The organism is Mycolicibacterium parafortuitum (genome assembly GCF_002086815.1).
In the GTDB taxonomy this organism is placed as follows: domain Bacteria; phylum Actinomycetota; class Actinomycetes; order Mycobacteriales; family Mycobacteriaceae; genus Mycobacterium; species Mycobacterium parafortuitum.
Map to the genome: position 1 here is coordinate 37,643 of NZ_MVID01000033.1, position 17,332 is coordinate 54,974.

Sequence of the window (17,332 nt, forward strand, 5' to 3'; positions counted from 1 at the left end):
ATGGCCAAGCTCGATTACGACGAACTGAACTCCACGATCCGCTACCTGATGTTCTCGGTCTTCGCGGTGACGCCGGGGGCGCTCGGTGCCGACGACGACGCACGCGCGGCACTCGCCGACGAGACCGCGACGTTCCTCAAACAGCAGGAGGACAAGGGCGTCGTCGTGCGCGGTCTCTACGACGTCGCCGGGATGCGCGCGGACGCGGACTTCATGATCTGGACGCACGCCGAGACGGTCGAGGCGCTTCAGGCCACCTACAAGGACTTCCGCCGCACCACGGCGCTGGGCCGGGCGTCCACCCCGGTGTGGAGCAACGTCGCGTTGCACCGTCCGGCCGAGTTCAACAAGAGCCACATTCCCGCGTTCCTGGCGGGAGAGGAGCCCGGCGCCTACATCTGCGTGTATCCGTTCGTGCGGTCCCTGGACTGGTACCTGCTGCCCGACGAGGAACGCCGCCGGATGCTGTCCGAGCACGGGATGGCCGCCCGCGGCTACAAGGACGTGCGGGCCAACACGGTGCCGTCGTTCGCGCTGGGCGACTACGAGTGGCTGCTGGCCTTCGAGGCGCCGGAGCTGTACCGCATCGTCGACCTGATGCGCGATCTGCGCGCCACCGACGCGCGCAGGCACGTGCGTGAGGAGACGCCGTTCTTCACCGGCCCGCGGGTGTCGGTGGAACAGCTGCTGACCACGCTGCCGTAGCTGCCGGTCAGTCCGACGGCACCAGCCGCAGCGAGATCGAGTTGATGCAGTAGCGCTGGTCCGTCGGGGTCGGATAGCCCTCGCCCTCGAACACGTGGCCCAGATGGCTGTGGCAGTTCGCGCACAGCACCTCGACGCGCCGCATGCCCAGCGAGTCGTCGGACCGCAGGATCACCGCGTCGGAGTCGGCGGGGTCGAAGAACGACGGCCACCCGCAGTGCGATTCGAACTTCTCGGTGCTGCGGAACAATTCGGCGCCGCAGGCGCGGCACTGGTAGATCCCCGGGGTCTTGGTGTCGGTGTACTCACCGGTGAACGGACGTTCGGTGCCGGCCTGGCGCAGCACCGCGAACTCCTGCGGGGTCAACCGCTTGCGCCACTCGTCGTCGCTGAGCATCAGCTTCGGAGTTGTCATGCCTGCCAGGCTACTCGGGGCGCCTTCCGGGGGTGGCGAGCTCTTTCATCCATACGGGGTCGATGCCGTCGTCGAGGCGGCCGTCCCGCTTGGCGTCGAGGTAGCGGAACAGCAGCACCGCGAACACCACCACCATCATCAGCGACCAGCCGTAGGTGATCTTGAGGTATTCCAGCGCGCGGCCGGTGCTGGGCAGCTGCCACAGCAGCCACCGGTCCATCGTCAGGAAGCCGTAGGCGGCCAGCCAGGCCACCCAGCTGCGGATCACCGAATTGGGCAGCACCACGGTCATCAGGAACGGGAACAGCGCGATCGAGTAGTAGCCCTGCCCGAGTGAGAGCGCCAGCCACGACGTGGTCAGCACCACACCCGAGGACGTCAGCATCCAGAAGAACGGGTCGCGCTCGCGGTAGTAGCGGTAGAGCAGCCACAGCGACACCGCACCGAGCACGATGAAACCGATTCGCAGCGCCATGATCAGCCACATCGGCAGCCCGTAGTACAGGCCGTTGCCCAGGATCGAGCTGTTGAAATAGTCGCGGGTGGAGAAGATGTAGGGCACCGTGCGGGTGACGAAGTTCATCGGGTCGGCGATCAGCGGCCACGCGGCGGCGTTGAACACGACCGGCACCACGAACGCGGCCACCAGCGCGCGCCACTGGCGGTTGAGCAGCGGCAGCAGCAGCAGCGGCGCCAACAGAGGTTTGACCACCAGGGTGAGCCCGATGCTGATGCCGGCCCACCACTCGTGACTGCGGTTGCCGTCGAGCAGCCACCGGAAGAACAGCACCTCCAGCAGCAGCATGACGCCGTTGATGTTGCCGAACACCAGTGTGTTGGTGACGCTCTCGGTGCAGAACATCGCCAGCAGCAGCGCCGGTGCGGCCACCGAGGACAGTGTGTAGCCGAACAGTCGCAGCAGGAAGTAGCCGGCGAGGATGATCGCGACGGTGTTGAAGAAGATGAACCAGTTGCGCGACGCGACCTCGGGCAGGTAGCCGAACGGCGCGATGATCAGGGTGCCGCCCGGCGGGTACAGGTAGTGCGGGTCGACGTGGTCGAAGTGCTCGTTGTAGATGTCCCAGCCGAACTTGAAGTTGATCACCGCGCGGTAGACGGGCGCGAAATCGTCGGTGATGTAGCGGTTGAACACCAGCACGTAGCTGCGGTGGATCACCGCCATGATCGCCAGCGGCCACAGGATCGACCGCAGCACGGACGCCGTCGTCGGGGGGGAGGTGCGAGGCCGGAACGCGCTCAGCACAAGATCACGCACGCCAGGCACCGTACCTCAGCCGCACCCGGAAACCGTCAGGCCGGGCAGTACGTGTCGGTGGCCGGCAGCTCACCGGTCTTGACGTACTCGATCACCGGGGGCAGCGCGCACGGCGAGTAGATGGTCGCGCCGTGCCCGATGCCCTGCCACATCACCCGCCGGTTGGTCGAACCGGCGTTGATCGCGGTGGCGGCGACCGCGGCCACCCCTTCGTTGCCGACGATCGGGTTGTTGGCGACACCGAGCAGCAGGGTCGGGATCTCCAACCCGCTGGGCTCCTTCGGTGCGCTGCCGCTGGGCCAGTTCAGGCACTTCACCATGTCCAGCGCGCCGACCGCGCCGAACTGCGGGTAGAGCTTGCCCCAGGCGACGACGAGCTCGCGGACCCGGTCCGGGGTCGGGCGGTTGAGCGCGTCGCTGCAGCTGTTGACGAACTGGCCGTCGGTCTGGCGCAGCGTCTCGGCCTGGTTGATCAGGTTGTTGAGCCGGTTGGTGTTGCCGGAGCGGGCGTCGGCGACCGCGAGCGCCAGCTCGTTGCCCGAGTCGACCCGGCCGCCGCGCGGATAGCCCAGCGCGGTCGAGATCGCGTCGGCCACCGCGGCCACCGACGCACCGCCGGGTCCGCGCCCGGCCCGCGCGGCGGACAGCAGCTCGTCGACCGCGGCCTTGGGGTCGGGGCCGAGCGGGCAGCCTGTGGCCGCGCACTGGGTGGCCCACGCGTCGAGGGCCGCCTGCTCGCCCTTGACGCGCTGCTCGGTGGCCGCTTCGGCGGAGATGCCGAGCGGCAGAGGCGAATCGAGCACCAGCCGGGCCACCTTGTTCGGGTGTGACCCGGCATACGCCAGTGCCACCTGGGCGCCGTTGCCGATGCCGAGCAGCGCCAGCGCGGGCACGTCCCACGTGGTGCGGAGCCGTTCGATGTCCTCGGCGGCGTGGGCGTTGTCGTAGGCCGAGTCGCCGGGGGCGATGGTGTCGGTGCAGCTGGTGGTCGCCGTCATCGTGATCGCGCCGAGGTTGGCGACGGGGTCGTCGCCGGCCTGGAACTGCGCCTGCTCGAACATCTCCTGTCGGTCGAACAGGTCGCGGCAGTCCAGCGCGCCCGACATGCCGATGCCGCGCCGGTCCACCGTCACGATCGGGTTGCTCTTGAGCACGTCGGCGCCGGCGCGTGAGAGCCAGACGGGCAACTGCACCGAGGAGGGCAGGTCGGATCCGGTGGTCATCACCAGCGGGCCGGCGTCGGCGGGGGTCTGCTGGGAGGTGGCCCGGACGACGCCGATGCTGACGGTGCCGTTGGCGCCGTTGATCGGGTCCAGGTCGGCGTCGTAGCTGGCGCAGTCGAGTTTCACGCCGGGGATGGCCTGCACGGCCGCCGAGGCGAACACCCGCGAGGTGCAGTCGCGCCAGGACAGATCGTTCTTCGGGACCTCGACGGCGGGCGGGCCCGGGGTCTGGTCGGTGCTCGGCGGTTCACCCTGGGGGCCGGCGCCGGAGTCGGTGGCATAGCGCGGGTTGGCGGCCAGCCCCGGCGAGCACGCCGACACCGGGAGCACGACGGCCAGCGACAGAACGACAGCCTGCACCACACGACGCATGGGCACCACAGTACTGATGGCGGTCACCCGGCCCCGCCGCCCCGCCGACGGACATAACGCAGGTACAGGTAGCCGTGATCGTCGCGCAGGGCCTGCTCGAGGGTCATCGCCGTGTGCGCCTCGCCGGCCCCGGCGACGATGCGCCCGCCCACCCCGCCGAGCAGCAGCGGCGCGACCGTCAGGCACAACTCGTCGAGCAGCCCGGCGGCGGTGAGCAGGCCCAGGATTGCCGGCCCGCCCTCGGTCAGCACCCGGGTCAGCCCGCGCTCGGCCAGCCGGGCGAGCGCGGTGTGCGGATCCACCGAATCGGACTGTGCGCCGGAGCAGTCGATCACCTCGGCCGCGGATCCCAGCCGGGTGCGGGTGTCCTCGACGGCCTGCGACGAGGTCAGGATCAGCGGCGGCACCTCGGTGGCGGCGAACAGTTTCGCGTCGTGGTCGAGATGCCCGGTGCGGGTGAGCACCGCGATCGGTGGCACCTCGGCCTGGCCGCGGCGCTGCCGCGCCTGCCGTTCGGCGGCACCGAAGTGCACACCGGAGTAGTTCTCCGCCCGCACGGTCTGCGCGCCGACGACGACCACGTCGCACAGCGCCCGCAGGGTCGCGAACACCGCGCGGTCCCCGTCGCCGCCCAGCGCGCCGGAGGTGCCCGCGCTGGTCGCGCCGCCGTCGGCCGAGGCGATCATGTTCGCGCGCACCCAGCACGCACCCAGGTCATCCGGATACCGGTAGTGGTCGGCGAGTTCGGCGATACCGAGCACGCCGGCCGATCCCAGAAGTGTGAAGTGCGTCCCGTCACCGTCGCCGGACATAGGGGAAATCACAGCACGCCGTTATGGTGCCTGCATGCACGGGTCCAGCGATGTCGGGCATCTGGTCGATCGACATCCCAGCGTCACACCGGAACGGCTGATCGCCCAGCTGGTTCCGCCGCCGACGTTCGCCGACGTCAGCTTCGACACCTACCGCCCCGACCCGGGGGAGCCGTCGCAAGCCGCGGCCGTGCAGACGTGCCGTCAGTTCACCGAGCAGGCCGTGGCGCGTCGCGCCGGCAAGAAGAAGATGTTCGGCAAACGGGAGGTGCTGCCCGGGGTCGGGGTGTACCTCGACGGCGGGTTCGGGGTCGGCAAGACCCATCTGCTGGCGTCGTCGTACTACGCGGTCGGTGAGTCGTCGGACTACAAGCGGGCCTTCGCGACGTTCGGCGAGCTCACCCAGCTCGCCGGTGTGTTCGGGTTCATGGAGTGCATCGACCTGCTCTCGGACTATGTGCTGCTGTGCATCGACGAGTTCGAGCTCGACGATCCGGGCAACACCACGCTGATCTCGCGGTTGCTGTCGGCGCTGGTCGAGCGCGGGGTATCGGTGGCGGCGACGTCGAACACGCTGCCCGAGCAGCTCGGTGAGGGGCGCTTCGCCGCCCAGGACTTCCTGCGCGAGATCAACACGCTGGCATCGATGTTCACCACGGTGCGCATCGAGGGCCCGGACTACCGGCACCGTGACCTGCCGCCCGCGCCGGAGCCGCCCGGCGACGACGAGGTGGCCCGCTGGGCGTCCGAGGTCGACGGCGCGACGCTGGACGACTTCGACGCGCTGTGCGCGCATCTGGCCACCATGCACCCGTCGCGGTATCTGACGTTGATCGAGGGCATCTCGGAGGTGTTCATCACCGGGGTGCACCCGATCGACGACCAGAACGTCGCGCTGCGGCTGGTGTCGCTGACCGACCGGCTCTACGACGCGGGCATCCCGGTGATCGCGTCGGGCGCCAAGCTGGACACCATCTTCAGCGAGGAGATGCTGGCCGGCGGGTTCCGCAAGAAGTATCTGCGGGCCACCTCGCGGCTGCTGGCGCTGACCGCCGCCGGTCAGGCCGGGCGCACCATCACGTAGTCCTGCTCCCAGTGGCCGCCGAGGCGGAACCGTTTGGTGCCAGCCACGGCGAAACCGTGCTTGCCGTAGAAGCGCTGGGCCCGTTCGTTGCGCTGGTTGACGCCCAGCCACACCGACGCGACACCGAGGGTCTGTGCGTGTTGCAGCGCCGCGGTCATCAGCGCCGCGGCGGCGCCGCTGCCGTGGGATTCGGGCAGCACGTACATCTTCGACACCTCGACGGTGGGCAGCTCGGTGACGGCCGCGGCGACGTCGGGGTCGTCGGGAACACCGCGAATCATCATGGCGTAACCGAGGATTCGGCCGTCCTCGACGGCCACCAGGACGGTGCGGTCGGGGTCGGCGAGGTAGTCGGCGAAGCGTTCGCGGGACAGGTTCTCGGCGATGAACGCCGCGACGTCGTCGGGCCCGACCGCGGGCGGGCAGGCCAGCGGGAAGGTGCGGGCGGCGACGTCGGCGAGTTCGGCCAGCTGATCCGGTGCGGCGGGCTGGATTTCTAGGCGACGTTCCACTGGGCCAGGCGAATTCCGGAGATCTTGTCGAGCAGCACCACGTTGGAGACCAGATCGCGGTAGCAGTCCCACCACACGCCGCCGGTGAATGTCTGTCCGGGCTGGGCGGTGAACATCATGGTCTGCAGCGCGTCGGGGGCGTCGCTGTTGCGGGGTTCGTAGGCGTCACCGGTCGGTGTGACGCCGCGGAACGCGAACGTGATGCCCATCGCGTACGGGGTCGGGACCTGCACCGGGGTGATCGTCACGTCGGCCCGGTACACCTGGTAGCGCGGCGCGCGCGGGGGATAACCGAACCCGGGCGGCGGGGGCGTCGGGACGATGTTGTTGACCGACACGTCGGCCACCAGCCCTTCGAACTCGACGCGCAGCACATCGCCGAGGCGGCCGATCGGGATGCCCGCCGCCGACGCCGGAGACGCGGCGACCCCGGCGAGGGTGGCCAGGGTGACGGTCAGGAGCACAAGCCAGCGACGCATGCTTGGCATGATCGCACACCGCCGGTGGCCCCTGGATGGTCTTGGGGGTCAGCCCTGCCAGGGCCCGACGCCGCCGACCTTGTCGATCCGGATCCGGGTCAGGTAGCCGGGGGGCGCGTCGGGCGGCGGGAAGCCGGAGTCCGGCGCGGCCAGCGTCTGGGCCAGTTGGGCGAGCAGTTCCGGCGCGCCGCCTTCGACGATCCGCGCGGTCCCGGTGATCGCCAGGTACGGCCGCATCACCTTGCCGACTCCGCCGGGCGACAGGATCGTCAGCGCCACCCGTGGGTCGCGGCGCACGTTGCGGACCTTCTGGTGCTCGCTCAGGTGCGCGGTGACCAGCTCGTCGCCGTCGGGGGTGGACTGCAACGCCACCCAGACGAGCGTGACCTGGGGACTGCCATCGGGATTGAGCGTCACGAGCGTGGCGTCTGCGCCGTTGCCGATGAGGTCACGGGCGGCGTCGTTGAGTTTCATGCCAGGTTCTACGGCTGGGTGGGGACTTTCATTCCCGGCCGGCTTCCAGCTCCAGCAGCGCGGTCTTGGCTCGTGGGCCGCCGACGTACTGCCCGCTGGTGCCGTCCGAGCGCACCACCCGGTGGCACGGGATGACCACCGGCAGCGGATTGCGGGCGCACGCGGAGCCGACGGCGCGCACGGCGCGCGGGCTCCCGACGGCGGTGGCCACCTCGGCGTAGCTCAGGCGCCGCCCGTAATCGATCCGCCGCAGGGCTTCGACGACGCTGCGGCCGAAGCCGCGGGTCAGGCTCAGGTCGACCGTCACGTCAAAGCTGGTGCGGCGCTTGGCGAAATACTCGTCGATCTGTCGTGCGACGGTGTCGAGGCGGGCCGGTGCGTGCAGGATGCGCGGGCTCAGTGACTCGGCGAGGCGGGTCAGCACGATGTCGTGGCCCTCGATGTCGTAGGCCACCCGGACCAGGCCGGCCGGGGTGGCGGCGAGCAGCAGTACGCCCACCGGGGTGTCGACGGTGCGGTACGCGACGTCGAGGAGTCCCGACGGCTCCGCCGATGCGGCCAGCCGGTCGTGCAGCCGCCGCAGGGTGGCGTCCTCGTCCGGGACGTCGAAAGCGATGTCGGTCATGAGGCTTCGTCCTTGCAGTAGTGCGTGCGCAGCGCCTTGATGCCGTCGGCGGCGGCACGGCGGGCGGCGTCGGGGGAGTTGCCGAGGATGATGGCGATCTCGGCGAACGGTAGGCCCGCGATGTGGTGGTAGGCCACCGCATGGCGCTGTTTGAGCGGCAACCGCTGCAGCGCGGCCCACAGGTCGGGGTCGCGCGCGGCGGGGTCGGCGCGTTCGTCGTGGCGGTCGGGCACCGTCGCGGTCGGTACCGCGCGCCGGGATCTGGCCCGTCCGACGTCCAGTGCCCGCCGGTGGGCGATCGTCACCAGCCAGGCCTCGACGTTGGCGTCCTCGGGTAGGGCGGGATAGGCGCGTAGCGCCGACAGGAACGTCTCCGACCACGCGTCCTCGGCGTCGGACGCGCCGACCACGGCGCGGCACACCCGCAGCACCGTGGCGCCGTGGCTGGCGACGACTTCTTCGAACGGGCGCACCTTCACATCATGAAGACGTCACCGCGCGCCCGGTTGTGAGATCACATTCCGGCGAGCGCGTCGAGGGCTTCGCGCAGTTCCCGCTCGAAGCGGTCGATGTCGATGCCCAGGGTGTGCAGCACCCCGTCACCGTCCTCTTCCTCGTACAGCGCCAGCAGCAAATGCTCGGTGCCGATGTAGTTGTGCCCCAAGCGAAGTGCCTGCCGGAAGGTCAGCTCGAGCGCCTTCTTCGCGCGCGCGTCGAACGGGATCAGTGCGGGCACCTGCTCGGCCCGCGGCGGCAGCGTGATGCGGTCGGCGACCGTGGTGACGTCGATGCCCTGCCCGGCGATCAGTCGGGCGGCCAGCCCCGTCGGGTCGGCGAAGAGCCCGACGATCAGGTGCGCGGGCCGGATCTCGGTGTTGCCCGCCTCGTGCGCGACGTTCTGCGCCTGCACGACGGCGCTGCGTGCCCGGTCGGTGAACCGGCTGAACCCGGCGTTCGGGTCCAATGCCCCGGTGTCGCTGGGCGTCTTGGGCACGAAGCGCTTCTGCGCGGCCTGTTTGGTGACGCCCATGCATTTGCCGATCTCGGTCCAGGACGCGCCGGAGCGGCGTGCCTGGTCGACGAAGTGGCCGATCAGGTGGTCGGCGACCTCGCCGAGGGCTTCGGCGGCCAGCACGGCGTCGGTCAACTGGTCGAGGGGTTCGTCGTGCACCTGGGTGATGACGTCGATGAGGTCGTCGAGCCGGACCGGATGGCGGATCTTCTGCGTATCGCCCATGCGTCAACCGTAGGTTGACGAATTCGATGCGTCAACCCTGAGTTGACGCTTGGGGGTAGCCGCGGCGCACCGTCCGGTCGAGGATGCCGAGGGTGCCGCGCAGCGCAAGCTCGGAGACGACCGGGAAGATGCCGAGCGAGCGCCAGTGCTCGTCGATGCCGGACCAGTCATAGAACGAGGTCACCAGCGTGCCCGTGTCGGCCGGTTCGAGCCGGTAGCCGTAGACGTGCCCGATCTGCGGGCGGAGCTGCCCGAGGATCGTCCACGCGATCAGGCGGTCCTGCTCGTAGTCGGTGATCCGCACCGTCACGTCGTAACGGCCCAGTTCGGGGAAGTCGTTGAGGGCCTCACGGTCCATGTGCACGACGAACGAGTCCCCGGCGCCGCGTACGGGGTCGCCGTCGGCGTCCTGCAGCATCCCGGTGGCGTCGATGGCGACGTGGCCCTGGGGATCGCACAGCACGGCGAAGATGTCGGCGGCGGGAGCGGCGACGATGCGGGACACCTCGATGCGGTCGGTCATGGGTCGATGGTGTCATGCAGTGGAATAAGTCACTGATCTGTTTTGTCGGGCAGTCGCTCAGGGAATCCGAACGCATGATGCGGGGAAACGACAAGACCACAGCGCACCAGCCGCGGATGTTGCGGCGCGCGCTGGACTTCATCCACGAGAACTCGCACTACGACATCACGATTCGCGACATCGCCTCGGCGGCCGACGTGACACCACGGGCAATCCAGTACGCATTCCGCGAGCATCTGAACACCACGCCGCTGGAGTATCTGCGCCGGATCAGGCTTGAGCGCGCCCACCGCGAGTTGTTGTCGGCCGATCCGGCGTTCGACACGGTCACCTCGATCGCGGGCCGTTGCGGGTTCAGTCACCCAGGCCGGTTCAGCAGCGCCTACAAGCAGGTGTTCGGCACCGAGCCGAGTCGCACGTTGCGAAGCTCCTAGGCAATGAAGCTCCTAGGTGCTCGGCCGATCACATCGGGGTGAAGCCGACACCGTTGTACTTGCCGGCCTGCCAGCCCTGGGCGCCCATGCAGATCAGCGGCCGCCCGTCCGGAGCCTGGGCGGCGGACTGCGGTTTGGGGCACGGGCTGCCGATGTCGCGGACGCCGACCAGTTCGTAGCTGGTCTGCCAGAAGCCGGTGTAGATCGGCGGCCACTGGTTCGGGATCCACCGGCACTGCAGCGCTTCGCCACCGGGCCCGCGCCCGAAGGTGAAGCGGTCCATGTTGGTGCACGGGCCGGTGAGGTGGGCGTCGTAGTTCATGCCGGGGACGTCGGTGGCGTAGTGCCCGGGATCGTCCCAGTACATCGGTCCGGGTTCCGCGGCCGCGGCGGGGGCGCCGCACAGAGCGACGGCGAACGAGGTCGCCAGCAGAGTCTTGCGGATCATGTTCCACCCCTACGTCGTCGACAGCCGTACCGGCGTCTTGCGACATTAGTCGCTGCAGTGGGGGAGCTGGAAGCTTTCGGGTCGGCAGCCGTGCCGGGGAAAGGTCCCGGGAAAGATCTCGGCCCGCCACCTGGGGGGGTTGGTGGCGGGCCGAGCGATCGGGGTTGGTTTCTCAGTTCGGTCTTTCAACCGGACACCACTGAAGTTAGGGGCCCAACCTGAGAGCGGCCTAATAGGCACTTAGGGCCTACCTTCGAAAAATTGCGTGCTCTTGTCAGGCCTGCTTGACCCGGAGAACGGATGCGGGCACCCAGTGCGTGACGCGGTCCTTCTCGCCGCCGTGCCGGATCGGGTAGGTCACCAGACCCCACCAGCGGCCCTGTTCGCTCAGCCCCCAGCAGGTGAGCGTGCCCTCGACGATCACATCCATCTGCAGGCCCTTGGGGTGGTAGCGGCCGTCGCAGTGCGGCTCGCGCGGGAACAGGGCGACCAGGTCGATCAACACCGTCCGGGCCGGGTGGACACGGCGGAACACCGTGCGCAGCGGCTGCCCGCCGTGCCCGATCTCCTGCATGCCCACCGTTCGATCATATGTTCGAAGCGATGGGCGGGGCGAGGGGTTCCCGGAAACGCCGAAGGCCCGGTCGAAACCGGGCCTCACGTGCGGTAATGCTGGTGCGCGATACTGGGATTGAACCAGTGACCTCTTCCGTGTCAGGGAAGCGCTCTCCCGCTGAGCTAATCGCGCCGGGACGTCTTCGGAGGTGGAGACGGGAATCGAACCCGTGTGCACGGCTTTGCAGGCCGTTGCCTCACCACTCGGCCACTCCACCGCTGGGATTGATGCCACGCATCCTCGAGCGGATGACGGGATTCGAACCCGCGACCCTCACCTTGGCAAGGTGATGCGCTACCAACTGCGCTACATCCGCGTGCTACGGGCGAGTTCGTCGTCCGTCGCGATGCACGACATTAGTCCACGCAGCTCGGCATATACAAATCCCTTGTTCGCACGGCGCGCCGCGGCGGAAAACCCCTGGTCAAAACAGCTGGTATGCCTCGTGGGCGCCGAGGAAGCCGTGCCCGTCGGAGTTCGAGCAGCGCATGCCGGCCGGTCGCGCGACGCGATGTCGCAGCGCACGAAGTCCTCGGTGAGGATGCACCCGATGTTGCGGCTCGGGGAGGTGAAGCCGACGACGTCCGCCGCGAAGCCGGTCGCACCCAGCGGATTCCCGGGTCGGAACCGCCGCGTGTTAGTCTTCTGCCTCGTTCGGCTCTGTCGAATACCCGGTCTCGTAGCTCAGTGGGAGAGCGTCCGCCTCACACGCGGAAGGTCGCTGGTTCGAACCCAGCCGGGACCACCACGCATCATCGCGGTGGCCTTCACGATGCACCGCTTGTCGCTTCAGCGGCGGTGCAGGGACGCCGATCCGCTGATCACACCCATCTCAGCGTGGCTGGTCCGTGTGCGGGGCGGCCAAATCGAAGTCGCACAGCCTGTTTTCACGGCGCTGATCTTGAGGTCGACTCAGCTCCGTCGTCCGCGGTTGCAAAAGCCTTGCTCGTTGAAGGGTCGATACTCACGCAATCCTTGCCGCTTCGTTTTGCGTGGTACATCAACCTGTCTGCCCGGCGCAGGAGAGTCTCCGCGTCGCACTGTCCGTGTCCCATCACGACGCCCACGCTGACCGAAAGCTGGTCGTAGGTATCTCCGACGCTGAGTCTGATAGGTCGGCGTAGGGCTGCTCGAAGCCGTTCGGCGACGGCCTCTACTCGCGCAATATCGACCGTGGCAGGACACAACACCGCAAACTCGTCCCCGCCCAATCGGGCCGCGGTGTCGGTCGGTTCGATCGCCGCCTCCACCCGAGATGACACTTCGAGAAGCACTTCGTCGCCTTCGGCATGTCCCCACGTGTCATTGACTGCCTTGAAGCCGTCGAGGTCGAGGAATATCAAGCCCACGCCACCCGAAACCCCTTCCCGCACTTGCGCTAGGGCGTGCTCGGTCCGCTGAGTGAAGAGTGCGCGATTGGCCAGTCCGGTCAGCGAGTCGTGGGATGCGAGGCGATCCGCCCTGTCGCGCGCCTGTTCCAGTTGCGCGATCAGTTGTGCACGCGAGTCGCGGTAGAGCGACAACGTCAATACGACCAACGTCAGACTGCAGACCATCGCTTGTGCCAGCAAAGCCCGCAGCTGAACATCGTCGGCGGTGAATCCCCTGTTCGACAGCGTCGCGTAAACGATCCACGCGCCTGCAAGCAGGAGAAACACCGTGCTGACCGGTGTGCTGTATCGCAGCGCGACCCACATGGCCGGTACCAACGATATGAAAGCTATCGGCTGGGTCGAATCCAGCCAGAACGTCCAGAAGAACACGACGGCCAGCCCACAGCTGACCAGAAGGGCCTCGCCGACCGATGCCGCACTATGGCGTCTCGGTCGTACCGGCCTGTCGCGCAGAATCAGCCAGATCGACAGTCCGAGGAGCGCAGTCGCGCCGTTGCGCACAGCAAAAAGGGCGAATGTCTCCCACAGCGGTGCATCAACGGTGACCGCGAAGTACCCCGTCGCCAGCACCGCGGCCGAACATGTACCTGCTGCTACGGCGGCGACGAGATGGGCGAAATCGGCGGGGTCGCGAAGCGCGACTTCCCCTCGGCCCGCGGCCAATATCTCCACGGTGACAACTGACAGAACAACGTTGACCAGTACGAACCACAGACTCAGGGGTGTGGAAGCTCCCGTCGCCAGGTTGGTCGCAAACGCGACGACCGCCAGTAGTGCGACGTGCCCCACCCGCTCCCATTTGCCGCACTGTCTCACCGACAGCAGCCAAATCACTCCGACCGCCGCCGCCGGCCACAACAGCGCAACCTCGCCGCCACCCAACCGGGTCGCTCGCCCGGCCGCTACAGAAAGGGCGTAGACGAGCGGAAACACGATCAAGGAGGTCGCGGAGCGCATCAATGATTCACTCCTACCTCAGTTCCGACATCAGCGGCAACCTCAGGATGCAGTCCAGGTCGATCCCGCGGAAGAGAAATGACGTTCCCGTTAGAAATGCGTGCTTTCTCCGCTAGGCGCGATCCGCCTCACACGCGGAAGGTCGCTGGTTCGAACCCAGCCGGGACCACCACGCACCATCGCGGGCGTCTCATGGCCGCACCGGGACGGCTCCCGGGTCGAAGTAGATGTGCGGCCTGCCGGTCCCGGGATGCGGGACGACGGTCGCGCTCACGTTCCAGACATCGGCGATCAGCTCACCGCTGAACACCTCCGCCGGCGGCCCGGCCGCGATCTGCTTTCCGTTGTGCAGCACGTGGATGACGTCGCAGTAGTGTGCGGCGAGGTTCAGGTCGTGCAGGGCGATGACGGCGGTGACGCCGATCGCCGCCGGCAGCGCCAGCACGTCGAAGATGTGCCTGACGTCGAGGTGGTTGGTCGGTTCGTCCATGATCAGCAGCCGCGGCTGTTGAGCGAGAGCCCGGGCCACCAGCACCCGCTGTCGTTCACCTCCCGACATCAGCGCGAACGGTCGCTCCGCGAGGTGGGTGGCGTCGACGGCGGTCAGCGCTTCGTCGACGATGCGGGCGTCAGAAGCGTTGTCGCCGTCGAACATCCGCTTGTGCGGCGCCCGTCCCATCGCGACGACGTCACGCACCCGCAGGTCGAAATCACCGGTGGAGTCCTGCAGCACGGCGGCGACGTTCTGCGCGACGCGCCGCGCGCTCATCGTCGCGATGTCGGTCCCGTCGAGGTGCACCGTCCCCGACGTCGGACGCAGGATCCGTCCCAGAGTGCGCACCAGGGTCGACTTGCCGCAGCCGTTCGGCCCGACGACACCGACCACCGCGCCGGGTGCCGCGTCCAGCGACACATCGTCGATGATGCGGCGGCCACCCAGGTCGACGCAGAGCCGGGAGGCCCGCAGAGCGGCCGGCGTCATGCCGGGACACCCGAGGCGGCGCGGCGCGCGTCGCGGCGAAGCAGCCACAGGAAGAACGGCCCACCGCACAACGCCGTCAGCACCCCGACCGGGATCTCCTGGGGCGAAGCCAGTGTGCGCGCGGCGATGTCGGCCACCACCAGAAAGCTCGCGCCGGCCAGCGCGGCCGCGGGCAGAGCACGGCGGTGGTCGCTGCCGACGAGCAGACGCACGGCGTGGGGGAGGATCAGCCCGACGAAACCGATCGGCCCGCTGGCCGCCACCAGCACACCGGTCAGCAGCGACGTCAGCACGAAGGAGCGCGCCCGAAACCGTTGGATGTCAACGCCCATCGTCGTCGCGGCGTCGTCGCCCGCCAACAGCACGTTCAGGGTACGGCCGTGCGCGAGCAGCAGCGCGAGGCCGGCACCGACGACGAGGACGGGCAGCCACAGCGTGTCCCATCGCGCCCCGCCCAGCCCGCCGAGCAGCCACGTCAGCACCTGCCGCGCCTGGTCGCCGGTGCGGGCCGTCAGGAGCAGCATGCTCGTCACGGCCGAAAGCACGTACGCGACGGCCACCCCGGCCAGCACCAACCGCGTGGTGGTGATCCGGCCCCCGGAGCGCGACAGCCCGTACACGAGCAGCAGTGCCGCCAGCGATCCCACGAACGCCGCGACGGACGTCGTCACCGTTCCGGCGAGGGCCGCCCCGAAGACGATGACGCCGACGGCGCCGACGGAGGCGCCCGACGACACGCCGAGCAGGTACGGGTCGGCGAGTGGATTGCGCACCAGCGCTTGCAACGTCATGCCGATCACCGCCAGTCCGGCGCCGACGGTCGCGCCGAGCAGCACTCGCGGCCCGCGCACCTGCACGACGACGGTCTGATAGTGCGCCGGGCCGCTCGCGTCCACGAGGGCCGGTGCGATCTGATGCGCGAGGATGCGCGCGACATCGCCGGGCGGAATCGCGATCGAGCCGACGGCCAGCCCGGCGATCATCGAGACCACGAGCAGCACAGCGAGTCCCGCGATGATGGCCGGGTACCTCACGCGGGCGCTCACCGGCACGCGCGCCTCCTGGCGGCGACGGATCCGGTGAGCGGGCAGTCCCCGCAGGTGCGGCGCGCTGCGGTGCGGTAGTACAGACAACAGGTGCGCCGCAGCAGGATTCCGCCGTCGTGCAGGTGACCCGCCATCGGCGGCGCGGCCAGCAACGCCTCCGCCACGGCACCCACCCGCCGGTCGCCGTCACGCGCCGTCAGGGTGCGGGTGGCCAGGGCGGCCCCGGTGGCCGCGTTGCCCCACAGCAGCCCGTCCGCGACGCGGGTGCCGGCACGAAGCCCGCGATGCAACGTGGTCAGGTGGGGGATCACCTGGGCGGCGATCGACGTCGCGATGCGGGCCGGTTCCGGGCCGGCCTGCTCGACGCCGTCGGGGTCGGCGATCCGGAACCTGATCCGGCCGTTGGGCGCGGCCTGACAGACCAGCGAGCGCAGATCGAGGACCACTTTGTCGAGATGCCAGCATCCAAGGGTCACCGACCACAGCCGTTCGGCGAATTCGTACTGCAGCGATGACGCGGCGACCCGGGCCTCGTCGCTGCCGATCCGGCGCGCGACGGCTGCGAGCGCAGCGTCGAGATGCCGGGCCGCGCAGAACTCGTCGACGCGCACGAAGCCGTCGCAGGCGCCCGCGCCGACACTGAAGTAGGGGCCGATCATGCCGACCGTCTTCAGCGCGCGCCGTGTCCGGTCGGCCCCGGAGCGAACGGGCGCGGTCACGCGAAGCGGTCCGGATGCAGTTGCCGGGCCAGGGTTTCGACCGCGTAGGGCGCCCGCACGCCGAGGACGGCGTCCTGCAGGGTCAGCACCGCGAAGCGGTCGTCGCGGATCGCGGCCACGTCCGCGAGTTCGGGCCGGCTGCGCAGGAATGCCTTCTTGTCCTCGATCGACGGGGTACCGAAGTAGTCGTAGATCACGATGACCTCAGGATCGCGCTGTACCACCTGTTCCCACGAGACGTCGGCGAAGGTGTCCTCGACGTCGGAGAAGACGTTGGTTCCTCCTGCGAGGCGGATGATCTGGTCGCCGATACCCTGCCGGCCCGCGGTGAACGCGGTGTCCTCGCCGCTGTCGTAGACGAACACCCGCGCCGGCTCGACACCGTCGACCGCGGCATGTCCGGCCTCGACCGCGGCGCGCATTTCCCGGATCAGTCCGTCGGCGCGTTGCGGCACGCCGAAAAGGTCTGCGATCGTGGTGATCTCGGTGTACACGTGGTCCATCGTGATGGGGCCGGTGGCGCAGTACTCCGGGTTCAGGTAGGTGGCGATCCCGGCGTCGTCGAAGGCCTGTCGTGAGCGGCCGGCGGTGTCGTCGAACGCGCTGCCGTAGCCGCCGTAGACGAAATCCGGTGCCGTCGAGAGGATCTGCTCGAAGGACGCGTCTTTATCGGAAAGTTGTGGAATCGCTTGGTAGGCCTCGGCATAGCGAGGCAGTGGCGGGTTGTCCGGGTAGACGGTCGCCACGATCGAGTCCTGCAGGCCGAGCGCGAGCATCAACTCGACGGGGTGCTGGAAATAGCCGACCGCCCGCTCGGGTGGGGCGTCGAGGTGCACCGCGCGGCCGCAGTTGTCCGCGGCGGCCGGCGGTGGGGCGTCGCCGGCGGGTGCACCGCACCCGGTCAGCGCCACGACAGCGGAGATCAGACACAGCAGGATTGTCGTCAGTCGACAGGGTCGGGCCAGCACGATATCGGCTCCATCCGGGATTTCCACGTCC

The 17,332-nt window shown here is 68.9% G+C and carries 21 protein-coding genes and 5 tRNA genes; 5 read left to right on the top strand and 21 right to left on the bottom strand.

What is annotated here, in order from left to right; translation table 11 throughout:
* Positions 1–705, top strand: a complete 705-nt coding sequence (gene hemQ, locus BST38_RS25610; RefSeq protein WP_083146311.1) for a hydrogen peroxide-dependent heme synthase — start codon at positions 1–3, stop codon at positions 703–705.
* A gap of 7 nt (positions 706–712) precedes the next feature.
* Here hemQ and msrB read toward each other — a convergent pair whose 3' ends face one another.
* The 4 genes from msrB to BST38_RS25630 are packed head-to-tail and all read right to left on the bottom strand — an operon-like array spanning position 713 to position 4,803.
* Complete coding sequence (gene msrB / locus BST38_RS25615; RefSeq protein WP_083146312.1) at positions 713–1,120, bottom strand: peptide-methionine (R)-S-oxide reductase MsrB; 408 nt, start codon at positions 1,118–1,120, stop codon at positions 713–715.
* 10 nt (positions 1,121–1,130) lie between these two features.
* Entirely contained in the window at positions 1,131–2,396 is a 1,266-nt protein-coding gene (gene aftC, locus BST38_RS25620; protein WP_181792043.1) for an arabinofuranan 3-O-arabinosyltransferase, read from the bottom strand.
* A 35-nt stretch (positions 2,397–2,431) separates the two neighbouring features.
* Complete coding sequence (locus BST38_RS25625) at positions 2,432–3,991, bottom strand: alpha/beta fold hydrolase (protein WP_083146345.1); 1,560 nt, start codon at positions 3,989–3,991, stop codon at positions 2,432–2,434.
* A 23-nt stretch (positions 3,992–4,014) separates the two neighbouring features.
* Entirely contained in the window at positions 4,015–4,803 is a 789-nt protein-coding gene (locus BST38_RS25630) for a pyrimidine reductase family protein (protein ID WP_083146313.1), read from the bottom strand.
* Between the two features lie 34 nt (positions 4,804–4,837).
* Between BST38_RS25630 and zapE the strand changes: the two genes are divergently transcribed.
* Positions 4,838–5,887, top strand: coding sequence for a cell division protein ZapE (gene zapE / locus BST38_RS25635; protein WP_083146314.1), 1,050 nt, complete (start codon positions 4,838–4,840; stop codon positions 5,885–5,887).
* On the opposite strand, the gene BST38_RS25640 is transcribed toward zapE, so the two are convergent.
* Genes BST38_RS25640 through BST38_RS25670 form a run of 7 tightly spaced genes read right to left on the bottom strand, consistent with a single transcriptional unit; the run spans position 5,863 to position 9,737 of the window.
* A complete protein-coding gene (locus BST38_RS25640) occupies positions 5,863–6,399 on the bottom strand; it encodes a GNAT family N-acetyltransferase (protein ID WP_083146315.1) in 537 nt (178 codons plus the stop codon). The two genes, zapE and BST38_RS25640, sit on opposite strands and share 25 nt — an antisense overlap.
* The gene (locus BST38_RS25645) at positions 6,384–6,878 is read right to left on the bottom strand and encodes a hypothetical protein (protein ID WP_181792044.1); all 495 of its coding nucleotides are present in this window, start codon (positions 6,876–6,878) and stop codon (positions 6,384–6,386) included. Before BST38_RS25645 ends, BST38_RS25640 begins: the two co-directional genes overlap by 16 nt.
* 48 nt (positions 6,879–6,926) lie before the next feature.
* Entirely contained in the window at positions 6,927–7,352 is a 426-nt protein-coding gene (locus tag BST38_RS25650) for a PPOX class F420-dependent oxidoreductase (RefSeq protein WP_083146317.1), read from the bottom strand.
* 28 nt (positions 7,353–7,380) lie between these two features.
* Entirely contained in the window at positions 7,381–7,977 is a 597-nt protein-coding gene (locus BST38_RS25655; RefSeq protein ID WP_083146318.1) for a methylated-DNA--[protein]-cysteine S-methyltransferase, read from the bottom strand.
* Complete coding sequence (locus BST38_RS25660; RefSeq protein WP_083146346.1) at positions 7,974–8,450, bottom strand: RNA polymerase sigma factor; 477 nt, start codon at positions 8,448–8,450, stop codon at positions 7,974–7,976. Before BST38_RS25660 ends, BST38_RS25655 begins: the two co-directional genes overlap by 4 nt.
* Before the next feature lie 41 nt (positions 8,451–8,491).
* The gene (locus BST38_RS25665; RefSeq protein ID WP_083146319.1) at positions 8,492–9,214 is read right to left on the bottom strand and encodes a Clp protease N-terminal domain-containing protein; all 723 of its coding nucleotides are present in this window, start codon (positions 9,212–9,214) and stop codon (positions 8,492–8,494) included.
* A gap of 31 nt (positions 9,215–9,245) precedes the next feature.
* Entirely contained in the window at positions 9,246–9,737 is a 492-nt protein-coding gene (locus BST38_RS25670; protein WP_083146320.1) for an SRPBCC family protein, read from the bottom strand.
* Positions 9,738–9,811: 74 nt separating this feature from the next.
* Here BST38_RS25670 and BST38_RS25675 point away from each other — a divergent pair, with 74 nt between their 5' ends.
* Entirely contained in the window at positions 9,812–10,171 is a 360-nt protein-coding gene (locus BST38_RS25675) for a helix-turn-helix domain-containing protein (RefSeq protein ID WP_083146347.1), read from the top strand.
* A 28-nt stretch (positions 10,172–10,199) separates the two neighbouring features.
* Here the strand turns inward: BST38_RS25675 and BST38_RS25680 are convergent, their stop codons facing one another.
* From BST38_RS25680 to BST38_RS25700, 5 genes are all read right to left on the bottom strand, one after another.
* Positions 10,200–10,619 carry a hypothetical protein gene (locus BST38_RS25680; RefSeq protein WP_083146321.1) on the bottom strand — a complete coding sequence of 140 codons (420 nt, stop codon included), beginning with the start codon at positions 10,617–10,619 and terminating at the stop codon, positions 10,200–10,202.
* Positions 10,620–10,893: 274 nt separating this feature from the next.
* Complete coding sequence (locus BST38_RS25685) at positions 10,894–11,193, bottom strand: hypothetical protein (RefSeq protein ID WP_083146348.1); 300 nt, start codon at positions 11,191–11,193, stop codon at positions 10,894–10,896.
* Between the two features lie 99 nt (positions 11,194–11,292).
* A tRNA-Val gene (locus BST38_RS25690) sits at positions 11,293–11,367 on the bottom strand.
* Between the two features lie 14 nt (positions 11,368–11,381).
* A tRNA-Cys gene (locus BST38_RS25695) sits at positions 11,382–11,452 on the bottom strand.
* Between the two features lie 26 nt (positions 11,453–11,478).
* Positions 11,479–11,551: transfer RNA gene (locus tag BST38_RS25700), tRNA-Gly, on the bottom strand.
* Positions 11,552–11,908: 357 nt separating this feature from the next.
* Here BST38_RS25700 and BST38_RS25710 point away from each other — a divergent pair.
* A tRNA-Val gene (locus BST38_RS25710) sits at positions 11,909–11,983 on the top strand.
* Positions 11,984–12,122: 139 nt separating this feature from the next.
* On the opposite strand, the gene BST38_RS25715 is transcribed toward BST38_RS25710, so the two are convergent.
* Complete coding sequence (locus BST38_RS25715; protein WP_083146322.1) at positions 12,123–13,586, bottom strand: GGDEF domain-containing protein; 1,464 nt, start codon at positions 13,584–13,586, stop codon at positions 12,123–12,125.
* A gap of 83 nt (positions 13,587–13,669) precedes the next feature.
* Between BST38_RS25715 and BST38_RS29490 the strand changes: the two genes are divergently transcribed.
* Positions 13,670–13,758, top strand: a tRNA-Ser gene (locus BST38_RS29490).
* An 18-nt stretch (positions 13,759–13,776) separates the two neighbouring features.
* Here the strand turns inward: BST38_RS29490 and BST38_RS25720 are convergent.
* The 4 genes from BST38_RS25720 to BST38_RS25735 are packed head-to-tail and all read right to left on the bottom strand — an operon-like array spanning position 13,777 to position 17,301.
* Positions 13,777–14,568 carry an ABC transporter ATP-binding protein gene (locus BST38_RS25720; RefSeq protein ID WP_083146323.1) on the bottom strand — a complete coding sequence of 264 codons (792 nt, stop codon included), beginning with the start codon at positions 14,566–14,568 and terminating at the stop codon, positions 13,777–13,779.
* Positions 14,565–15,620: a FecCD family ABC transporter permease gene (locus BST38_RS25725; protein WP_237160918.1), complete on the bottom strand. Its 1,056-nt coding sequence runs from the start codon at positions 15,618–15,620 to the stop codon at positions 14,565–14,567. The genes BST38_RS25720 and BST38_RS25725 overlap by 4 nt, the downstream gene beginning before the upstream one ends.
* Positions 15,611–16,333: a (2Fe-2S)-binding protein gene (locus BST38_RS25730; protein ID WP_083146324.1), complete on the bottom strand. Its 723-nt coding sequence runs from the start codon at positions 16,331–16,333 to the stop codon at positions 15,611–15,613. The genes BST38_RS25725 and BST38_RS25730 overlap by 10 nt, the downstream gene beginning before the upstream one ends.
* Positions 16,330–17,301 carry an ABC transporter substrate-binding protein gene (locus BST38_RS25735; protein WP_237160919.1) on the bottom strand — a complete coding sequence of 324 codons (972 nt, stop codon included), beginning with the start codon at positions 17,299–17,301 and terminating at the stop codon, positions 16,330–16,332. The genes BST38_RS25730 and BST38_RS25735 overlap by 4 nt, the downstream gene beginning before the upstream one ends.
* Between the last annotated feature and the right edge of the window lie 31 nt (positions 17,302–17,332).

Bases quoted from the DNA above. Each gene is read 5' to 3' on its own strand.
- hemQ (WP_083146311.1), top strand. From the start codon at position 1: ATGGCCAAGCTCGATTACGACGAACTGAACTCCACGATCCGCTACCTG.
- msrB (WP_083146312.1), bottom strand. From the start codon at position 1,120: ATGACAACTCCGAAGCTGATGCTCAGCGACGACGAGTGGCGCAAGCGG.
- BST38_RS25625 (WP_083146345.1), bottom strand. From the start codon at position 3,991: ATGCGTCGTGTGGTGCAGGCTGTCGTTCTGTCGCTGGCCGTCGTGCTC.
- BST38_RS25630 (WP_083146313.1), bottom strand. From the start codon at position 4,803: ATGTCCGGCGACGGTGACGGGACGCACTTCACACTTCTGGGATCGGCC.
- zapE (WP_083146314.1), top strand. From the start codon at position 4,838: ATGCACGGGTCCAGCGATGTCGGGCATCTGGTCGATCGACATCCCAGC.
- BST38_RS25645 (WP_181792044.1), bottom strand. From the start codon at position 6,878: ATGCGTCGCTGGCTTGTGCTCCTGACCGTCACCCTGGCCACCCTCGCC.
- BST38_RS25650 (WP_083146317.1), bottom strand. From the start codon at position 7,352: ATGAAACTCAACGACGCCGCCCGTGACCTCATCGGCAACGGCGCAGAC.
- BST38_RS25655 (WP_083146318.1), bottom strand. From the start codon at position 7,977: ATGACCGACATCGCTTTCGACGTCCCGGACGAGGACGCCACCCTGCGG.
- BST38_RS25665 (WP_083146319.1), bottom strand. From the start codon at position 9,214: ATGGGCGATACGCAGAAGATCCGCCATCCGGTCCGGCTCGACGACCTC.
- BST38_RS25670 (WP_083146320.1), bottom strand. From the start codon at position 9,737: ATGACCGACCGCATCGAGGTGTCCCGCATCGTCGCCGCTCCCGCCGCC.
- BST38_RS25675 (WP_083146347.1), top strand. From the start codon at position 9,812: ATGATGCGGGGAAACGACAAGACCACAGCGCACCAGCCGCGGATGTTG.
- BST38_RS25680 (WP_083146321.1), bottom strand. From the start codon at position 10,619: ATGATCCGCAAGACTCTGCTGGCGACCTCGTTCGCCGTCGCTCTGTGC.
- BST38_RS25685 (WP_083146348.1), bottom strand. From the start codon at position 11,193: ATGCAGGAGATCGGGCACGGCGGGCAGCCGCTGCGCACGGTGTTCCGC.
- BST38_RS25715 (WP_083146322.1), bottom strand. From the start codon at position 13,586: ATGCGCTCCGCGACCTCCTTGATCGTGTTTCCGCTCGTCTACGCCCTT.
- BST38_RS25720 (WP_083146323.1), bottom strand. From the start codon at position 14,568: ATGACGCCGGCCGCTCTGCGGGCCTCCCGGCTCTGCGTCGACCTGGGT.